Source organism: Limosilactobacillus reuteri (assembly GCF_002254085.1).
GTDB classification, from domain to species: domain Bacteria; phylum Bacillota; class Bacilli; order Lactobacillales; family Lactobacillaceae; genus Limosilactobacillus; species Limosilactobacillus reuteri_K.
On the sequence record NZ_NGPY01000092.1, the window covers coordinates 47,231 to 64,611 of the forward strand.

Consider the following 17,381-nt stretch of genomic DNA (forward strand, 5'->3'; position numbering starts at 1 on the left):
CTGACCTCCTATATCTAACCGTGAATTCCTAATGCAATTTTAGCAAATCTGCTCATTCTTGACAAATCCCAGACTGGCTCCCACACAAGGTTAATATTACATTTAGTTACACCTTCAACAGAAGTAACTGCATTGGTAATATCCCGGTTTAAGATATCGCCTAATGGACAGCCCATTGTCGTTAAAGTCATTGTAACCGTACATTCACCATTACTATCAACCTTAACATCGTAAATAAGGCCAAGATTAACAAGGTCAATTCCCAATTCTGGATCAATAACTTCTTCCAAAGCATCCATCACTTTATTTTCAATTGGTGAAAAGGGGGTATCTTTTTCGTCAGCCATAAACGTTCCTCCAAACTTATTTGTTAATTCAATTAACCAATTGAACCTTCCATCTCAAAGCTAATCAAACGGTTCAATTCAACTGCATATTCCATTGGTAATTGCTTTGTAAATGGTTCCACGAAGCCCATAATAATCATTTCAGTTGCCTTTGCTTCTGAAATCCCCCTACTCATAAGATAGTAAAGTTGTTCTTCAGAGATCTTAGATACTTTAGCCTCATGTTCCATTGCGACATGGGCATTGTCAATTTCATTATATGGAATCGTATCTGATGATGATTGGTCGTCCATAATGATCGTATCACATTCAACGTGGGCTTTAGAGCCATCAGAGTGCTTACCAAAGCGGACTGTTCCACGATAATCAGTTGAGCCACCCGTCTTAGCAATTGATTTTGAAACAATTGAACTAGATGTGTTTTTAGCATTGTGGATCATTCGGGCTCCCGAATCTTGGTGGATTCCGTCGCTGGCAACTGCGATGGAAAGCATGGTTCCCCGTGCCCCCTCACCATTAAGGTAGACGCTTGGGTACTTCATCGTGACTTTTGAGCCAAGGTTCCCATCGACCCATTCCATGGTTGCATTTTCTGCCGCTGCAGCCCGTTTTGTTTCCAGACTATAAACATTATCAGACCAGTTTTGAATAGTTGTGTAGCGGCAATAGGCATCCTTGCAGACATTAACCTCAACAACCGCAGCATGGAGACTATCAGAAGAGTAATTAGGAGCAGTACATCCTTCAACATAATCAACACTTGCTCCTTCGTCAACAATAATCAAGGTTCGTTCAAATTGTCCTGAGTTCTCCGCATTAAGCCGGAAGTATGATTGAATTGGTGTCTTTGTCTTAACGCCCTTTGGTACATAAATGAATGAGCCACCCGACCATACTGATGCATTTAGGGCCGCAAACTTATTATCAGTTGGTTGAACTAATTTACCAAACCATTTCTTAAATAATTCTGGGTATTCTTTTAAGGCTGTATCCGTATCAGTAAAAATAATCCCCAGCTTTTCAAATTCATTTTTCATATTATGATAGACAACTTCGGATTCATATTGAGCAGATGAACCGGCAAGGTATTTTCGTTCTGCTTCTGGAACTCCTAATCGATCAAAAGTCCGTTTTAAATCTTCAGGCACATCATCCCAGTCGCGAAACTTTTTATCGGTCATCTTTTGGTAGTAAAGCATGTTCTTCAGGTCTAACTCTGATAAATCTGGCCCAAATTTTGGCATCGGCAATTCTTTATAAATCTTGTAGGCCTTAAGCCGGTAATCTAGCATCCATTTAGGTTCATGCTTAGCAGCTGAAATTTTGCGGACGGTTTCTTCTGTTAATCCTCTTCCAGTTGAATATTCCGGCTCAACGTCATCGTGAAAGCCGTATTCATACTGGTCACTATTATTTATAATGCTAGCTGCATCATTACTCATTATTTTCTTCCTCCTTGCTATCTTTCAACAGTGCTCGTTGTAATGCCCACCATGAAAGCGTGGCACACTTTATTCGAGCTGGAAATTCCATGATACTGGTAAGAATTTGGGCATCCCCTAGTTGATCCAAATCAGCTTTTGAATGTTCTTTACCAATTGCCATATCAGAAAAAGTTTTAGCCATCGCAAGGGCTTCTTCAGTTGTTTTTCCCTTAACAGCATCGGTCATCATGCTTGCCGATGCTTGACTAATGGTACAGCCATCACCAGTATAGGCAATATTTTTGATTTTGTTATCTTCTACTTCGACCTGAAGATTAATCGTATCTCCACAAGTAGGATTATGAAGGGTCATTGCATTCGTAGTAGTTGCTAATTGCCCTTTATTATGTGGATGATCAGCATAATCGAGAATCACTTCACGGTATAAACCATTTAACTTAGATAGTCCCAATGTTAAAGAACTCCTTTGTTTCCTTGATTGCGTTAATTAATTGATCAGCATCTTCTTTAGTATTGTAAAAATAGAAACTGGCACGCGCGGTTGCCGCTACTCCTAAGTCTTCCATGAGCGGTTGCGCACAGTGGTGACCAGCGCGAACTGCTACCCCATCCATATCAAGAGCCGTAGCAACATCATGGGGATGAAGGCCTTTGATATTAAAGGCAATTACCCCCGTATGCTTTGCTGGTGATTGTGGACCATAAACTTCGACATCTGGAATAGCGATTAACTTGGGCAAAACATAGTTAACAAGTTCCTGTTCTTTTTGCACAATTCTATCCATTCCAACACCATTTAAATAATCAATCGCGGCTCCTAGCCCAACTGCCCCCGCAATATTTTGGGTTCCGGCTTCAAACTTAAACGGGATATCAGCCCATGTACTCTCATCACGGTGAACATCGTTAATCATTTCCCCACCATATTGGTAAGGAGGCATCGCTCGTAATAAATTCTCTTTTCCGTATAAAACCCCAATTCCCATTGGACTCATCATCTTATGACCAGAGAAAGCATAGAAGTCAACATCAAGGTCTTGTACATCGACTGGCATATGAGGAACCGCTTGCGCTCCATCACCGACAACGATTGCCCCATGTTGGTGCGCAAGCGTTGCTAATTCTTTCAAGGGTGTCACTGTCCCTAATACATTACTGGCATGAGCTACTGCCACAATCTTTGTCATATCGGTAATTTTCTTTTTAGCATCTGCAAGATCAAGTTCGCCATCTGGAGTTAATTCAATATACTTCAGGGTAGCACCCTTTTTCTTAGCTAATTGTTGCCAAGGAATAAGGTTACTATGGTGTTCCATAATTGAAATGACAATCTCATCACCAGGCTGAATATTTTGTTCGCCATAGGTTGTAGCGACGAGATTCAACCCATCCGTACACCCCTTTGTAAAGATAATCTCATTAGCACTCGACGCGTTAATAAACTTTTGCACTTTTTTTCGCGCTTCTTCATAATCCTTAGTGGCACGTTCTGCTAGGGTATGAACTCCTCGATGAACATTTGCATTATCTTGATCATAAAAATTAACAAGTGCCTGAATTACCTGACGCGGACGCTGAACGGTCGCAGCATTATCAAGGTAGGCTAAGCGTTCATCATTAACCCGCTGATTAAGCGCTGGAAAATCAGCTAAATAATTATTCGTATTGTTGTCCATCGGCGAGCTTCCTTTCAAGAATTGTAATCAACTTATTCCGGACGTCCGCTGCTGGGATTGCACTCAAGACTGCTCCTAGGAATCCTCGAATAACCATTCGTTCTGCTTGTGCACGCGGAATTCCCCGGCTCATTAAGTAATACATTTGTTGCTGATCAACCGGGCCAACGCTAGCTGCGTGTCCAGCCTCAACATCATTTTCGTCAATCAGCAGAATTGGGTTAGCATCCCCCCGTGCTTGATCTGACATAATCAATACCCGATTTTGTTGGTCAGCCTTCGCACCATGAGCACCATGAATAATTTGCCCAATTCCATTAAAAATCAATTCAGACTTTTCAAGAATGACACCTCGCTGGTTTATCAATCCGGTAGTATGCTTGCCGTGGTTAGTAACGCGGTTGTTGACGCCAACTTCTTGGTCACGAGTAGTTACGGCAATCATCTTTGAATTAGCATAACCCCCATCACCTAGTAATTCGGAATCCATGTCACCAACTGTGGCACCATCATTCATCAAGCCGACTGCCCATTCAACATGTGCATCTTTGCCAATATCGGCACGTCGCTTAAAGTAAGTATGGGTATGAGGGCCGAATTCATCTAAGGAAGAAAAGTCGATCTCACTATTTTCCTGCGCCATTAATTCAATCATCATATTAGCGGCATTTTCATGATCACCAACCGTTGTAAGGTGTTGGATAAATTTAATTCGGCTGCCACGATCGGCAATTACTAGAATATGCGAAATCAGGGGCTCGTCTTGAGTGCTATCCTGAATAATCTCGGCCTCAATTGGTTTTTCAATTTCAACGTTTTTTGGAATATAGAGGAAGAGACCAGCATTAAGGTAAGCAAGATGATAAGCAGTTAAGCGGTTTTCTTCAGGGTTGATTGCAGTCATGAAGTACTTATTGAAAAGTTCAGGATATTTGCGAGCAGCAGTAAAGATATCTGTTAAAATAACACCTTGCTCTTGAAGCTTTTGTGGCAAGTTAACATGGAGCAAAGTTTGCCCAAACTGGGTTACCTTAATTACTTCATCATCGGCGGTAGGTTTTTCAACTAGGTTAGTGTCTGATTTAATCCATTTCAATGGCTGATCCGCAATCAGGGGCCAAGTCCGAAAATCGAACCGTTGCATCCGTGGCAAACGGAGCTTTTCCATTAGCTCACGAGCATTAAGCCGGCGATCAATCAATTGCTGAGGTTCATTATTTGCCTTACTAGCAGCAAGTATTTGTTCTTTTGCTGAGTTTAATTCTGTCATCAAACTGCCTCCTAGTCTTCATCATCTACAAGTTTGATATCAAGACCTAATTCATCACGTAAACCAGCGTACCCCTCATCTTCAAGTTTCTTCGCGAGGTCAGGACCGCCAGTTTTAACAATTCGACCACCCATCATTACGTGAACTGTATCAGGAACGATGTAGTTCAAGAGGCGTTGATAGTGAGTAATAATCAATGAACCAAAATTGTCGCCGCGCATTGAGTTAACGCCCTTTGAAACCACCTTAAGGGCATCAATATCAAGTCCAGAGTCAATCTCATCAAGAATCGCAAAACTGGGTTCAATCATTAAAAGCTGCAAAATTTCATTCCGCTTCTTTTCACCACCCGAGAATCCCTCATTAAGATAACGTTCAGTCATTGATTGACTCATATCAAGTAATTCCAAGTTCTTATCGAGTTTCTTAATAAAGTCCATAACTGAAATCTGATCATCTTCAGGACGACGAGCATTGATCGCAGCACGAAGGAATTCAGCATTAGTAACCCCTTGAATTTCAGCTGGATATTGCATTGCAAGAAAGAGGCCTTTTCGTGCCCGTTCATCAACCGGCATATCAACAATACTCTCCCCGTCAAGAAGAATATCTCCTTGCGTAACATGATAATTAGGATGACCCATGATGGTTTGAGAAAGAGTAGATTTACCAGTTCCATTTGGTCCCATAATCGCATGAATTTCTCCAGTCTTCATCTTGAGGTTAACCCCTTTAAGGATCTCCTTTTCTTCTTTGCTTTCTTCATCTTTAACTGAAACGTGAAGATCCTTTATTTCTAGTGTTGCCATAAAATTCATCCTCCTGACCGAAATATTCCAAAATATTCTCGGTAAATATTCCATAAATATCAATAAATTCTTTACATTCTTATTATATCCGAATAATAAAAAAATAAAACTATTCATCTCAATTTATTTTAAGCGCTTCCTCAAAAAATATTTTGAGTGTATAATGAAGATATAATATAGTGTTTATATAATTTAGGAATATTCAGCGAGGCAGGTGGCAATAATAATGCAACAAAATTATATTCTTCACTCATTTGACTGTTTAAATACAGCCACTGCCGCCCGGTTACATGATATGGGCTTGTGTGAAGGGTGTCCGATTAAAGTAGTTCAAAAATACCCCTTTCATGGCCCAGTGATAATCGAAAATGACCACCAACGAATCGGTTTGCGGTACACCGTTTTCGCATTGCTTACGGAGGCAAAGTGAGATGACAACAGTTGCGCTGATTGGAAACCCTAATACTGGCAAAACGACCCTGTTTAACTCGCTCACTGATAAATACGCCTATGTCGGTAATTGGACAGGAGTCACAGTTGAAAAGAAACAAGGGACGCTTAAGGGAACAGATATTGTTATCATCGATTTACCTGGTGTATATTCACTCGATCCTTTGACAAAAGATGAAGCAGTGGTAACTAACTACTTAATGCATAATCAACCTAATATGGTCTTAAATATTACAAATGCTAGTCAGTTAAAACGAAACCTTTTGTTAACAATCGAGGTATTGGAACTCGGCTATCCTGTTGTATTGGTTCTTAACATGATTGATGACCTCCGTCGATCAGGGTACGACTACGACCTTGACCTGCTTGAAAAAAGGCTGAGTTGTAAAGTAATGACAACAAATGCGCGCGGACACCAAGGAATTGATCAATTACGAAAAGAAACTATCAATTGTAATTCGCTCTATCCTACCCAACTAGATTTAGATTATCCCCCGATGATCAAACAGGCAATCAGGCAGGCAAGTACAGCGCTGGAAAGCGATTATTCTTTTGCACCCCAAGTTGCGCGTTGGTTAGCGATTCAATTCATAAGTAAGAATAAAGTAATCCGCAAATTTGCCCAGGAAAAAGAGCTAACTCCCCTGCTTTCGCAACAAAAATATTATGATGCGCAAAAGTTTGCTGACCAGATTTTTGAAGTCCGATTACAGTTTATTGAGGATACGCTCGACCAGGCTGGTCAACCCCTTAACAACGGTGGCCAAGTTGAGATAACAAGTCGAATCGACAAGATCGTTACTAACCCGGTTCTCGGCTTACCAATTTTCGTCTTAATTTTCTTTGTAATGTTTAAACTGTCCTTTGATTGGGTTGGCACGCCCCTTTCAGATATGCTTGATCAATTTATCTCAGGCCCGGTTTCAACTACTGCCGACCAAACCCTAGCTAGTCTAGGGGCAATTCCCGCATTACGGTCGCTAGTCGTTAACGGTATTATTGCCGGAGTTGGAGGAGTTTTAGCCTTTATTCCGCAAATCTTCATGCTCTTTGCCTGTATTTCCCTGCTTGAGGACTCTGGTTACATGGCGCGGGCAGCCTTAGTAACAGACCGGGTTATGCAGATGATTGGTTTAAACGGTAAATCCTTTATTCCATTAATTATCGGTTTTGGTTGTAACGTTACGGGAATCATGGCCGCGCGAACAATTGAGCAGCCTAAAGAACGACTGATTACTACCTTAATCATGCCGTTTATGAGCTGTTCCGCCCGCCTGCCGATTTATAGCTTATTCGTTGCTGCCTTCTTTCCCCGTCACCAAGCACTGATTGTTTTATCAGTCTACTTCTTAGGGATTGTCGTGGCTTTAGCAATGGCAAAATTCTATCAAGTAATCTTTAAGGTAAAAGAAAGCTCAGTTTTTGTAGTTGAACTTCCGCACTACCATCTTCCCCGCCTTGATATAATTTGGCATGGCACATGGGATAAAGGTAAGGGATTTATTAAAAAAGCTGGAACAATTATTTTTGCCGGAACTGTTTTAATCTGGATCTTATCAAGTTTTGGTACTAGTGGTTTTGTTACTAATTCGGCTAATAGTTTTGCCGCCGACCTTGGACACATCCTTGTTCCGATCTTTAAGCCAATTGGTATTGACCAGTGGCAGCCAATTAGTGCTTTGTTTACAGGGATCCTTGCCAAAGAGGTTATTACTTCTAGTATGATGGTAATGTTCCATACAAGCAGTAAAGCATTCCTCATCGCTTCACTTGGTCAGTTTATGACTCCGCTTTCGGCTTACACGTTACTAGTCTTTATTCTCTTATATGCACCATGTTTCGCAACGTTAGCAACTATTAAACAAGAAACTGGTTCGACTAAGTGGATGCTTTATTCTGTTGCATCCAGTTTAGTCGTTGCATATGGGCTTGCATTTATTATCTTTCAGGTTGGTCGATTGTTTATTGGGTGATTTAAAATGAGATTAATTATTAACGTTATTATTATTGCTGCAATTATTGCGTTAGCCTTTTACCTCCTTGTTAAGACTTTTCAACGAGGCAAGCAGGGTAGATGTGCAGCTTGTGACTACGATTGTGAAATCAAAAAGCTGGCAAAGAATAAAAAGCAATTATAAAAATCTGGAGACGTGTGGAATTTGTTCATTCCATGTCTCCAGATTTTTTATTGATTATTCAATTTTTCTCGTAACATAAACCGGCGAATCTTGCCACTCGCGTTTTTCGGCAATTCCGAAACGAAAATATAGTGTTGAGGAACCTTATAGCGCGCCAGATGTTCATAACCATAATTCATTAGCTTGGTTGTAGAAAGACGACGATCACTGACAACAAAGGCAACTGGTACTTGTCCCCAGACAGGATCAGTTTGGCCAACGACTGCCACTTCATTAATTTGTGGGTAACGTTGGTAGACCTGCTCAACTTCTTGGGGAAAAATATTTTCGCCACCCGAAATCAACATTTCATCTGCACGACCATCGATATAGAGGTACCCTTCTTTGTCCAGATGACCAATATCTCCCGTCCGGTACCAACCGTCAATCATCTTAGAAGGTAATTTATCAGGCAGGTTAAGATAGCCAGGAGTTAGAGCCGGTGTTTTCAGCAGAATTTCACCATCTTTACTAAGTTTTAGTTGGGTTGAGAATAGAGGTTGTCCAACTGATCCTAATTTTAGGAGTGCATCGGCCGACCGTAATGCAATAATTTGGGAACATGTTTCCGTCATCCCATAACATTGAACAACAGGAATTGACCGTTGCAAACACGTTTTAAGCGTTTCTCGATCAATCGTTCCGCCCCCAAGTAACATACAACGAAATGCTGAATTATAGTGCGTATTAGTCTTATTTTGCTGCTGAATGAGCTTTTTCAGCATAAAAGGCACAACCGACATAATGGTGACCGTTTCATTTGCTAAAATCCGTTCAATTTCTTCAGCACCGAACTTCTCAACCAAGCGAACAGTCATCCCGTAAATTAATCCCCGCATAATAATCGAAAAGCCACTAATATGGAAGATCGGTGCTACACATAACCACTTATCTGCGGACGACAAGCCCAAATTCAATGCAGAAGAGACTGCTGAATAAAAATGGTTGCCGAAAGTTTGCAAAACTCCTTTCGGCTTACCGGTCGTCCCAGAAGTATACATGATGCTGGCTGCCCAGTCTGATTTAAATACCGGAATCAACTCTCCTGGATCGGCATTTGTTATCAAGAATGCACTGTAAGACTTAAAAGGATTCGTCATTCCTGATTGCCAGAGAGAATTTTCAACCAAGCACAATTGAAGGCCACTATCTTTAATTTGTCGTTCAAGCTCTTCACCAGCAAGCCGCCAGTTCAACCAGACAATCGTGCGGCCACTACACATGACTGCTAATGCTAATTTATAGCTCATCAGAGTATTAGTAGCTAGGAGTCCTACCCGCGAACCAGGATTAAAGTGGTCAATTTTTCCCACAAGTACCTCTACTTGTTTTTTTAATTCAGCAAATGATAGGCGCTCATTACCGTCATCAATTGCAATCTGGTTTGGCTGAGTTGCCGCTTGCTTTAATAGCCAGTTTTGTGTTTCCATTTAAATTGCCTCTTTTTATGGGAATTTAGGGAACTGGTCAAAATCAGGGTCCCGTTTTTCGTTAAAGGCATCGCGCCCTTCTTTACCTTCATCAGTGGTGTAGAAGAGCATCGTCGCATCACCACCGAGTTGTTGGAGGCCAGCTAGTCCATCAGTATCAGCATTCATGGCAGCCTTAATAAACCGTAATGCCGTTGGTGACTTCTTCAAGATTTCGTTACACCAGTCCAAGGTAACCGATTCAACTTGGTCTAATGGCACAACTTTGTTAATCCAGTTCATCTGGTAGGCTTCTTCGGCACTGTAGAAGTGGTTTAAGAACCAGACTTCCTTTGCCCGTTTGTGACCGATCACGCGGGCAAGGTAACCAGATCCATAGCCAGCATCAAAACTGCCGACCTTGGGACCAGTTTGCCCAAATTTAGCATTGTCAGCAGCAATTGTTAAGTCACAGACAAGTTGCAAGATGTTTCCGCCACCAACTGACCAGCCTTTTACCATTGCAATGACTGGTTTAGGGATAATCCGGATTAAATGCTGCAAGTCAAGGACATTGAGACGGGCAATCTTATCGGGACCGACATATCCGCCGTTACCTCGAACTCCTTGGTCACCACCAGATGAGAAAGCCTTATCACCGGCACCGGTTAGGATAATCACCCCAATTGTGCTATCATCACGACAGATGGTAAACGCGTCGATCATTTCTTGAATTGTAACGGGGGTAAAGGCGTTCATCTTTTCTGGACGATTCATTGTAATTTTTGCAATCTTTCCTGCTCGTTCAAAAATAATTTCAGAATAATTTTTAACCGATTGCCAATCAACTGTTGTCATAACTACTCTACTCCTTTTGTGAGGTCAATAATAATGAACCTATTAGAAAATTTAGATATTCAAACTCAATCAGTCACAGCCAACAAGTGCGTTATCACTGTTAAAGTAAGTGATAAACTCAAGCAACCTTATGGAATCGTTCATGGCGGAATAAATGCGGTCCTCGCTGAAACCGCAGCTTCCTTAGGTGCCAATCAATGGTTAGCTGATCGTCAACAAGATCAAATAGCTCTCGGAGTTAATATTACCACAGAGCACCTCATTGCGGTATCGAATGGTGAATTAAAGGCGATTGCAACGCCGATTAAATGTGGTCGACGAATCCAAACCTGGCGAGTCGATATCCATTGTAATGATCAATGTACTAGTACTAGTATAGTTACCTTAATTAATCAGCCCCACCCTTAATTTTCTGATCATTTCTTTAATTAGTATTTGAAAATAAAATTATTCGGAACTATAAAAAATGGTTATGCACCTTTATTACTACCCTTTCTCGCCTTAACGTTCGATTAATCGTTCTAATTATACAAATCTCGTTATTGTTCTAAAATGAGACATTTGATAAATTAATATCAACGCGAGGCGAACTGCGTGATAAAATTAAACCGTTTTATCTTGCCTGAATTAAGGAATGAATCCCTTCTTTTAGGTCGTCAGTTTACCTATTTGGGGAGAAGAAAAATAAATAGGACAAACACTATGATGGGAAGCATGTCGCGTAAATTATAGTTTTAAAGGAGAGCATTTTTGATATGCGCTTCAATGAAGAAGATGAAGAAAAGTACCTTAAGTTGATTAACAATACCCGTCGCGGAAGCAACAAAGACTTCGAAGAGTTATTTCGCCGTTATTGGCCGCTCGTTCGCCGACTGTGGCAACGATATAATATTAGCGGCCTTGAATTGGCAGATTGGGAACAGGAAGCCCGTGTTGTGATGCTAGAAGTTATTCGTTTATACAATAATCAAGGTCCCCGCATGTTTAGCTGCTTTTTTAAGGAATGCTTAACCAACCGGATTCGTGATATTCAACGACAAACTCAGGCCCATAAACGGATTCCAGCGGGCTGTCTTTACGCATTAAGCGATGATTTTGCTGAAACACTTACTGACTTTTCACATCATTCCCCTGATGACATTATTTATTGCCGGCAGAGTCTTGACCGTTTACTTTGCCACTGTTCTAAATTTGAACGAGAAGTACTAGTTTATCTCCATACTGGTTATTCGATAGCTGAGATTGCTGGTACCCTTGATTGCTCTAAACGGAGCGTCCAAAGTGCCTTGCATCGTTGCCACGACAAGCTATTAAAAGTATTAATGAAGTAAGGACTTATAAAGCAAAAATAAGGTGCTGAGAGAAAGCTTTTTATTTTCTCCCAACACCTTATTTTTTATGCTTTCCTAATAAACAAACATGCAATCACTGCAACTAATGCACTAATAACAAGACCGAAGAAAGCGGCTGAATATGAGCCGGCAGCTTGGACAATCCATCCAATTAAGAGCGGACCAACAAAACCACCGAGTTGCCCACCAAAGTTAACAATCCCAATTGATGATCCATAAGTTTTCTCCGATAAAATCTGTGCAATGAAACTAAAGATACCGGTAAATGCCAATGATTTAACGAAATAAATCAAGACATCAAAGATCACAACGCCTACTAATGAAGTTGACTTAAAGAGACCAAACATGAAAACCAATGTCAGGAATGAAGCAATACTAATCATCCACCGTTCATGCTTCTTAAACAAATGCACCATCACAAAGCCAGAAATAAATGCTGCAATACCTCCAGAAATAACTGGTAATGGTACTAACCAGGCCAAGTTCTTCAAGTTAATTCCTTGTTCTTGCAAGAAATAAACTGGCATCCAGGTTTCAAGCCCTTTAGTAATGATATTCAGGGCAAGTCCAATTACTACAAAAGCCCAGACACGGTGGTCAATCTTTTTCCATTCAATCTTGGGACGAGCCTGCCCATTTTCTTGGCTGCTATTAATCGGCCGTTCTACCAGGTAATAGGCAAGCAAAATAATAAACCCGCCAACCCCAAGCCAAACAAAGGCATTTCGCCAACCATTGCTAGCAATAATTGGCACAATAATTAGTGGTGCTACTGCTGCCCCGGCATAATTCGATGAAATTAAGGCAGAAGTTGCCTGTGATTTCTCACTCTTATCATAATTTTCAGAAATTCGTTTTAAAGCCGCTGCTGGATATGGCCCTTCTGCAATCCCAAATAGAAACCGAATCGCAATCAAGGCAGCAAGGGACCACGCCCAGCCAGTCACCATCGTCATCAACGACCAGATAAACAGGGAAATAATCACCATCAGTTTACTGCCAAACTTATCAGTTAAGTATCCCCCAGGTATCTGCATTAAAGTATACCCTAAGAAAAACGCACTGGCGGTTGCTCCTAATGCTGCTGCCCCCACATGAAAGTCTTTACCGATGTAAGCAAGGGAAATATTCATCACTGTTCGGTCAGCAAATAGAATCATATATCCTAAATATAGTAGCAGAAAAGATCCCCATCGTTTTGCTACTGTAAAGTTACCTATATTTTCCATAAAACTACTCCTTTAATATAAAGGTCTTTTTTATTGTAATTGACCATTTTAGAACTTACCACCAAAATTCTAAGAATGTCCGCTAAAATTAAGAACGTCACTCTTAATATTTTTTTGTTAAAATATTAGAGATATCCTAAAAAATGATTGTTAATCCAAGGAGGAATTATGGATTTCTCATTTAAAAAACGACCGGTAAAAAGACTATACGGTGAATATACGATTTTATTCATCTTTTTAGCCTTATGTATTTTCGGGACATATTTAGTTACTGGTCATACTTTTATTCTCAGTAAAGATGCTCTGAACCAGCATTTACCTTTACTAGCAAAGTATCGAGAAGCACTGATTAGCTTCTTCCACCATCCTCGCCTAAACTTCTGGTCATGGCAAATGGGGCTAGGCAGTGATACCTTTCAAGTATATTCTTACTATACAATTGGAGATATTTTCTCTTACCTTGCATTGCTTTTTCCCGCGGCAAAGATTACCCTCGCCTACCAGGTAATTAATATTATCCGGATGTATTGTGTTGGCCTCGCTTTCGTCTATTTCGCGCAACACTTTAAGTTTCGCAATAGCGTCATTTTGATGGGGGCAACAACCTACCTGGTCAATTCGTTTTTACTCTATGCCTGTATCGCCCAGCCCTTCTTTACCACTCCATTTATTATCTTTCCGTTAATTGTGGTTCAGATTGAACGGATAGTACAAGAAGGATCACCCTGGCCGCTTGCTGGTGCCTTTACATGGATGCTAGTAAGCAACTATTACCTTGCTTATGTTTTAGGAATTGGTTCATTTCTCTATCTTGTTCTTCGCGTAGGAACACATTATCGTCGCACGCTTAATTATGGGAAAGTCTTGCTTAAACTTGCCTTTGCGACAATTACTAGTGTCCTCTTATCAGCGGTCTTGCTCGTCCCCGAAAGTATCGCGGTCACAAATTCAACCCGGACTGGATCATTATTTGCTAATGGTTTAAAAACCTATCCTCTTTACTACTACCTCTTTTTGCCTAAGTCACTGATTAACGGTGGTCAATGGTATTTCATGTTCTGGTCTGCGCTAGGGATCGTTTCAATTGGTTTTATCGCCCTTGTTTACATTTATTCTCGCCCCCGAAAGTACCCCCTGCTAACGATTAGTCTTGGTCTAGCGCTCATCATGCTGCTAATTCCAGCAGTCGGTGCTTTCTTCAACGGAATGATGTCAGCTTCTAACCGTTGGACGCTCTTGATTTACCTTCCATTAGCAATGGCCGTCTGTATTCTAGCAGAGAATATTCCGACGCTTGATCAAAAGACAATGGCGGTTCTAAGCTGGGCAACAGGGATTTACCTCATTGTCTTGATCGCAACCTTCTTCTTTGACAATGAAAATGATATTTTTATGCCGGTTATTTTCTTAATCGGCTCCCTAATGGCCATCTGGTTGATCCACTTAAACAAACTGGCTCATCCTTACCGGTGGTTACTAGCGATTACAATGCTTAACGCCGGGGTAAACGCAATTTACGCGGCTTTCCCTTATAATGGTGATTTCTCTAGTAGTATGTTGAGCCGGGGAGAGTATCAAGCAATTACCAGCAACCGTTACGGTAACCTTGATCAGGATTTGAAGAACAATTCTTTTTACCGCGTTTCAACAATTAGCCAAAATAAGATTATTGACGGCCCTAACCTTGATAATGACCTTACTTCTGGATTGCATAACATTGATTCTTACTATTCACTGCAAAATAAATATTTGGGACAATTTAATACAAGTCTGCAAAATAACCAATACCAGGCTAACATCCCCATTCGGCAAGCTGATGATCGGACAATTATGAATAATTTCTTTGGCGTCAAATATCTCTTTGTTCAAAGTAATGGTGATAACGCGACAAAGATTCCCGCTGGTTACTTTTTAGATAAAGCAACGGATCCAGTCATCAATTATGATGAGGGGCAACCAAGCAATCCACAAAGCAAGGATGAGTTTGTGCCCACGCAAACGATGCGGTATAAAACAAACTATGCCTTCCCATTACTTTACTGGCAAGATAACTATATTAGTAAAAAAGATTATCAATCACTCTCACCAACTGAAAAAGAACGCGTTTTAGCTACCGGTGTTCTGGTTGATAAGCAAGCAAAGCTCCGAGGAATGAAAGCCGCTAAACTCAAGACGCATGTCTATCCCCTTAAAAGCGAGTTAGTTTCCAACCGCTTGAATAAGGTTAACCCGGCTAATTTGACCTATACCGATAGTGAAGAAACTTATCAATTGCAATTACCAGAATTGCAAAGTAAAAAAATGCAGCAAAAATTAAAGGGTAGTGAGTTGCATATTGAATTTTCCAAGATTAAGTACACTCCTTTCTCCATGAAAGAACAGATTGCCTACGAACAAGCACATCTCAAGGAAACCGTCCTTAATCCCGGAAATGTTATTAATCAGCGCTATACCCACTATCGCTATTGGCGTTACCACGTTTTAAATGGTTCACCTGATATTAGCTTTAAGCTTAATATCGGCAGTAAGTTTGGAATCGCTACGATTGAGCAGGCGCGGCAAAGTACCCTTTCCTTGTTCAAGCATGTTACTAATTCGACGCTTAATATTGGTTATTATGATGGCAAGCTTCCAACTTCACTCACCTTCCAGCCCTCAAAACTCGGAACTTATAAGCTCAAATACCGGGTAGTAGCAGAAAAAATAGATAATAATTATTATCGTGAAGTTAAAACATTGCAGCGCCATCGTCTAGAGGACGTTAAATTCAAACGTAACCAAGTTCAAGGAACGATTAAAACGACTCGTCCTGGCGTCCTCACCTCTTCGATTCCTTATTCTACTGGTTGGTCAGTGAAAGTTAATGGTAAAAAGGCAACTACCTTACGAACAAACCAGGCTTTCTTAGGAGTATACTTACCTGCTGGAACTCACCATGTTACCTTTAGCTACGAGTTGCCGGGAATCAAATTAGGCGCATTACTTAGTTTGATTGGCCTAGGCTGGACCATTTTTGCCGGAATCATTACGATCGGATGGGAACGGAAGCAAAGATAAAGTAGAATAATTCTTGCATCCCTTTCAAGAGACGCTTAAGATAAAATTAAATCTATGGGCAGGAGAAAAATCGTGCATAAGAAGTTTATCTACATTGTCTACCAAATTATTATGGCTATCTTAGCCGTTATCTCGATTGGGATGCTGATCGCATATTACGCCAAGCGAATCAATATTGATACCTACCCTTACAATATGATTGACAATGGGATTTGGTTGGTCTTCTTTACTGATTACGTTATCCGCCTGATTATTTCACCAGATAAACGCGAATTTGTTAAAGATAACATCTTTGACCTTCTCTCAATCATTCCTGCCAGTAGCCTCTTCTTTCTCTTTCGAATTGGTCAAATTGGCAGAACATTTCAGTTGCTTAAACTCATGCGCATTATGCGTTTGGTCGGTTTTACCGGTCGGCTGGGTGTCTTCTTTGAACGAAATGAGTTGCTCTACTACTTATACATTACGATTGCCGTCATAATGGTAGCCGCTGCGATGTTTTGTATCTCGGAGAAAGTCTCTTACGAAACAGCCCTGTGGTGGGCAATTACAACTGCTACTACGATTGGTTACGGGGATGTGATTCCTAAGACCGGAATTGGCCGGGCAGCCGCGATTGTCCTGATGCTCTTAGGAATTGGTTTTATTGGGATGCTTACCAGTACAATTACTGAGTTCTTTGCCAAAAAAGACGAACGGAAGATTTCTGCCCAGTTAGTCAAAATACAACATGAAAATCGCCAACTAAAGGCTGAGTTAGATGAAATTAAACGTTTGATTCAGAAAAATAACCGTTAGCAAATAGCCTCTATTCAAGGATTTCCCAAGAATGGAGGCTATTTTTAATTTATTTGTCGATTTAACGAGATCATCTCTAGTAAGCTTTGTGCAGTGATCGCTCCTTCATTACCCGCTTTGAGTCCCGCTCGTTGCATTGCTTGTTCAATGTTATCGGTAGTAAGGATGCCAAATGTAATTGGAATATTGCTCGTTAAGTTAAGATTCATTACGCCGCTAGCAACATTTTGACAAATTAAATCGTAGTGATCTGTTTCACCTTTGATAACAGCGCCTAACGTCAAAATGCCGTCATATTCCTTTTTTGCCAATAATTGTTTCGTCATAAACGGAATTTCAAATGCTCCCGGCACATGGTATACATCAACGTTTTCAAGGTCAAACTTAGCTAACATTTCGGTAGCTCCCTGCACTAATTGTTTAGTGACAGTTTCGTTAAAATCAGCAACAACAATCCCGATTTCTGCACTTTGAACATTAAATTTCCCAGTAAATTCTTTCATG

The 17,381-nt window shown here is 40.7% G+C and carries 17 protein-coding genes; 7 read left to right on the forward strand and 10 right to left on the reverse strand.

The genetic code is table 11. From position 1 onward, the window contains the following. Positions 1-14: 14 nt before the first annotated feature. From CBG10_RS10805 to sufC, 6 genes are read right to left on the reverse strand one after another with little or no spacing between them, the layout of a single operon-like run. Complete coding sequence (locus CBG10_RS10805) at positions 15-347, reverse strand: metal-sulfur cluster assembly factor (protein WP_094500835.1); 333 nt, start codon at positions 345-347, stop codon at positions 15-17. A 32-nt stretch (positions 348-379) separates the two neighbouring features. Then, complete coding sequence (gene sufB / locus CBG10_RS10810) at positions 380-1,789, reverse strand: Fe-S cluster assembly protein SufB (RefSeq protein WP_094512574.1); 1,410 nt, start codon at positions 1,787-1,789, stop codon at positions 380-382. Then, positions 1,782-2,243 (reverse strand): Fe-S cluster assembly sulfur transfer protein SufU, encoded by a 462-nt coding sequence (sufU, locus tag CBG10_RS10815; RefSeq protein ID WP_003666149.1) that lies wholly within the window; start codon positions 2,241-2,243, stop codon positions 1,782-1,784. The genes sufB and sufU overlap by 8 nt, the downstream gene beginning before the upstream one ends. Next, on the reverse strand, positions 2,230-3,468 hold the full coding sequence (locus CBG10_RS10820) for an aminotransferase class V-fold PLP-dependent enzyme (RefSeq protein ID WP_094512575.1): 1,239 nt from the start codon (positions 3,466-3,468) through the stop codon (positions 2,230-2,232). Before CBG10_RS10820 ends, sufU begins: the two co-directional genes overlap by 14 nt. Beyond that, complete coding sequence (gene sufD / locus CBG10_RS10825; RefSeq protein ID WP_094500841.1) at positions 3,449-4,738, reverse strand: Fe-S cluster assembly protein SufD; 1,290 nt, start codon at positions 4,736-4,738, stop codon at positions 3,449-3,451. Before sufD ends, CBG10_RS10820 begins: the two co-directional genes overlap by 20 nt. A gap of 11 nt (positions 4,739-4,749) precedes the next feature. Next, positions 4,750-5,547, reverse strand: coding sequence for a Fe-S cluster assembly ATPase SufC (sufC, locus tag CBG10_RS10830; protein ID WP_003666143.1), 798 nt, complete (start codon positions 5,545-5,547; stop codon positions 4,750-4,752). A 226-nt stretch (positions 5,548-5,773) separates the two neighbouring features. Between sufC and CBG10_RS10835 the strand changes: the two genes are divergently transcribed. The 3 genes from CBG10_RS10835 to CBG10_RS10845 are packed head-to-tail and all read left to right on the forward strand — an operon-like array spanning position 5,774 to position 8,135. Then, positions 5,774-5,977: a FeoA family protein gene (locus CBG10_RS10835; RefSeq protein ID WP_003674151.1), complete on the forward strand. Its 204-nt coding sequence runs from the start codon at positions 5,774-5,776 to the stop codon at positions 5,975-5,977. Between the two features lies 1 nt (position 5,978). Then, positions 5,979-7,970: a ferrous iron transport protein B gene (gene feoB / locus CBG10_RS10840; RefSeq protein ID WP_094512577.1), complete on the forward strand. Its 1,992-nt coding sequence runs from the start codon at positions 5,979-5,981 to the stop codon at positions 7,968-7,970. Between the two features lie 6 nt (positions 7,971-7,976). Then, a complete protein-coding gene (locus CBG10_RS10845) occupies positions 7,977-8,135 on the forward strand; it encodes a FeoB-associated Cys-rich membrane protein (RefSeq protein ID WP_094512578.1) in 159 nt (52 codons plus the stop codon). Positions 8,136-8,182: 47 nt separating this feature from the next. Here the strand turns inward: CBG10_RS10845 and CBG10_RS10850 are convergent, their stop codons facing one another. Next, positions 8,183-9,604 (reverse strand): o-succinylbenzoate--CoA ligase, encoded by a 1,422-nt coding sequence (locus CBG10_RS10850; protein ID WP_094512580.1) that lies wholly within the window; start codon positions 9,602-9,604, stop codon positions 8,183-8,185. Between the two features lie 15 nt (positions 9,605-9,619). Beyond that, positions 9,620-10,441, reverse strand: a complete 822-nt coding sequence (gene menB, locus CBG10_RS10855) for a 1,4-dihydroxy-2-naphthoyl-CoA synthase (protein ID WP_035152559.1) — start codon at positions 10,439-10,441, stop codon at positions 9,620-9,622. 33 nt (positions 10,442-10,474) lie between these two features. Between menB and CBG10_RS10860 the strand changes: the two genes are divergently transcribed. Beyond that, on the forward strand, positions 10,475-10,849 hold the full coding sequence (locus tag CBG10_RS10860; RefSeq protein WP_003666133.1) for a PaaI family thioesterase: 375 nt from the start codon (positions 10,475-10,477) through the stop codon (positions 10,847-10,849). 347 nt (positions 10,850-11,196) lie between these two features. Then, positions 11,197-11,772, forward strand: coding sequence for an RNA polymerase sigma factor (locus CBG10_RS10865; protein ID WP_094512581.1), 576 nt, complete (start codon positions 11,197-11,199; stop codon positions 11,770-11,772). A 65-nt stretch (positions 11,773-11,837) separates the two neighbouring features. On the opposite strand, the gene CBG10_RS10870 is transcribed toward CBG10_RS10865, so the two are convergent. Continuing rightward, positions 11,838-13,022, reverse strand: coding sequence for an MFS transporter (locus CBG10_RS10870; RefSeq protein ID WP_094512583.1), 1,185 nt, complete (start codon positions 13,020-13,022; stop codon positions 11,838-11,840). Between the two features lie 168 nt (positions 13,023-13,190). Between CBG10_RS10870 and CBG10_RS10875 the strand changes: the two genes are divergently transcribed. Then, entirely contained in the window at positions 13,191-16,079 is a 2,889-nt protein-coding gene (locus CBG10_RS10875; protein WP_094512585.1) for a YfhO family protein, read from the forward strand. Between the two features lie 72 nt (positions 16,080-16,151). Continuing rightward, positions 16,152-16,877 carry a potassium channel family protein gene (locus CBG10_RS10880; RefSeq protein WP_094512586.1) on the forward strand — a complete coding sequence of 242 codons (726 nt, stop codon included), beginning with the start codon at positions 16,152-16,154 and terminating at the stop codon, positions 16,875-16,877. Between the two features lie 44 nt (positions 16,878-16,921). On the opposite strand, the gene ribH is transcribed toward CBG10_RS10880, so the two are convergent. Beyond that, positions 16,922-17,380, reverse strand: a complete 459-nt coding sequence (gene ribH, locus CBG10_RS10885; RefSeq protein ID WP_016496878.1) for a 6,7-dimethyl-8-ribityllumazine synthase — start codon at positions 17,378-17,380, stop codon at positions 16,922-16,924. Between the last annotated feature and the right edge of the window lies 1 nt (position 17,381).